Below are 1,954 nucleotides of genomic sequence, written 5' to 3'. Positions count from 1 at the left end.
CATAACGGCCGACGCCACCGCCGCCCTGACGCGGGTTCCCGGCGTGACCGCCGTCGATGTCGAGCTCAAGGTCATGACACAAGCGCAACGCGATGCCCTCAAGGAACAGTTGCGAGGCGCAGGCGGGCAACGCGGAATACCTTTCAACGAGCCGGGTTCCCTGACGAAGGTCTTCGCCGTGGCCAGCGGCAAGGGCGGTGTAGGCAAGTCCTCCGTGACGGTCAACCTTGCGTGCGCCCTTGCAGCGCAGGGGCTGCGCGTGGGAATCGTCGACGCCGATGTCCACGGCTTCTCCGTTCCGGCGCTCATGGGAATCACGCAGCAGCCCACCCGGGTGGACGACATGATCCTCCCGCCCGTGGCCTTCGGCGTGAAGGTGATCTCCATTGGCATGTTCGTTTCCGGGAACAAAGCGGTGGCTGGCGGGGGCCCATGCTGCACCGCGCCCTGGAGCAATTCCTCACGGATGTCTATTTCGGCGATCTGGATGCCTTGTTCCTGGACCTTCCACCGGGCACGGGCGACATCGCGATCTCGGTGGCACAGTTGCTTCCCAACGCCGAAATCCTCGTGGTGACCACCCCGCAGGCCGCGGCAGCCGACGTTGCCGAGCGGGCCGGAACCATCGCAACGCAGACGGGCCAGAAGCTTGCCGGCGTCGTGGAGAACATGTCCTTCCTGGAGATGCCCGACGGCGGCAGGATGGAATTGTTCGGAAGCGGCGGCGGGCGGGTGCTGGCTGAGCGGCTGAGCGCCGCCGTCGGGTCCGACGTTCCGCTTTTGGGACAGATCCCCTTGGACATCCGTCTGCGCGAAGGCGGCGACGCTGGCCGCCCCGTGGTGCTGACGGCTCCGGAGACGGCCGCTGCACAGGCACTTCAGGCCATCGCGGGAAAGCTCAATGCCAAGCCCCGCGGCCTGGCCGGAATGTCCCTCGGGATCCAGCCGAAATAGCCTTCTTAGGTGGCTTCAGCGTCGAAGGGCGCTTTTTCACCGACGGAAAGCCGTTCGACAACCCGTTCGGGAGCTTTCGTCGGAGTGTCCACGGCTGCCACAGCGACAGGCGCACCGTCGCTGACGGGCTTCGTGTCGTCGTCGAGCAGCGCTTCCTTGATGATCCGGCGCGGATCGTACTGGCGCGGGTCATACTTCTTCCAGTCGACTTCATCTATGTCGATGCCGACTTCTTCCTTGATCTGCTCACGCGCGCCGGACGCCATGCGCCGCAGCTCCTTGACCAGATTCGTCAGCTTCCGCGTGTATTCAGGCAAACGGCTGGGGCCGATCACGATGACGCCGATGATCAGCAGGATGAGAAACTCCGAGCCATTGATTCCAAACACGTATCGAAGATTACCCTGTCCGTTGGTCCGCTCAGAAACCTGCGAGGCCCGCCAGGGTATGGAGTCCCCGTTGCAGCCGATCGTTCCAGGTCTCTGTGCTGTTTTCGGCGGGCCGGGAAACCACCAGCGAGTCGCCCGCTTTCACGAGCTCCGGAACGGCTCCGGCGGCCTGGCTGGCAGGCATGTCGGAGGAATAACGCAGCACTGCCACCGGCGAGGAGTAGACGGCCTGCCACGGGGCCCCTGGGTAATGGACAATTGGGTCCCCGAAGCGCCGCTGCCCTCCAAGTGCTGCTCCACCAGCGTGGCGTGGTGGTCACCGTCACTGAGGTGCAGCTCAACGGCAGGGTGCCCGTCCTGCATCAGGGCCCGGGCGGAAACCACGTGGTAACCCATGCTTGCCATTTCGGGACATGCCCAGCCGTCCCTCCGCAGTTCGGACAATTTCTGCTCGCTCAGGTTCACCGTCCCGGCAACGCCGACGGGCAGGCTCAACTGCGAACCCGTCACGGGGAGTTGCTCTGCGGCGTTTCCGGGCACGGTGGAACTGACCAGGGTCCGGACTTCCTGCTCGCCACGGTCGGACGCCTGGGGCGCAACTTCGCCGCCAA

General features: G+C 65.0%; 2 protein-coding genes and 2 pseudogenes. 1 reads left to right on the top strand and 3 read right to left on the bottom strand.

The genetic code is table 11. The features are described 5' to 3' along the window. On the bottom strand, window positions 1-286 hold a 286-nt coding region (locus tag AHiyo1_RS28150; protein WP_445286183.1), incomplete at its 3' end, for a hypothetical protein. Here AHiyo1_RS28150 and AHiyo1_RS02330 point away from each other — a divergent pair. Then, window positions 179-954 (top strand): annotated as a pseudogene (locus AHiyo1_RS02330) (P-loop NTPase). The gene AHiyo1_RS28150 and the pseudogene AHiyo1_RS02330 sit on opposite strands and share 108 nt — an antisense overlap. A gap of 5 nt (window positions 955-959) precedes the next feature. Here the strand turns inward: AHiyo1_RS02330 and AHiyo1_RS02325 are convergent. Together AHiyo1_RS02325 and AHiyo1_RS24090 are read right to left on the bottom strand one after the other, a co-directional pair. Next, complete coding sequence (locus tag AHiyo1_RS02325) at window positions 960-1,343, bottom strand: twin-arginine translocase TatA/TatE family subunit (RefSeq protein WP_059387493.1); 384 nt, start codon at window positions 1,341-1,343, stop codon at window positions 960-962. Window positions 1,344-1,484: 141 nt separating this feature from the next. Further along, window positions 1,485-1,954: pseudogene (locus tag AHiyo1_RS24090) on the bottom strand (hypothetical protein); the annotation flags it as partial.

Origin of the sequence: Arthrobacter sp. Hiyo1, from assembly GCF_001263615.2 — a bacterium.
GTDB lineage: Bacteria > Actinomycetota > Actinomycetes > Actinomycetales > Micrococcaceae > Arthrobacter.
This window is presented reverse-complemented; position numbering and strand designations above follow the sequence as displayed.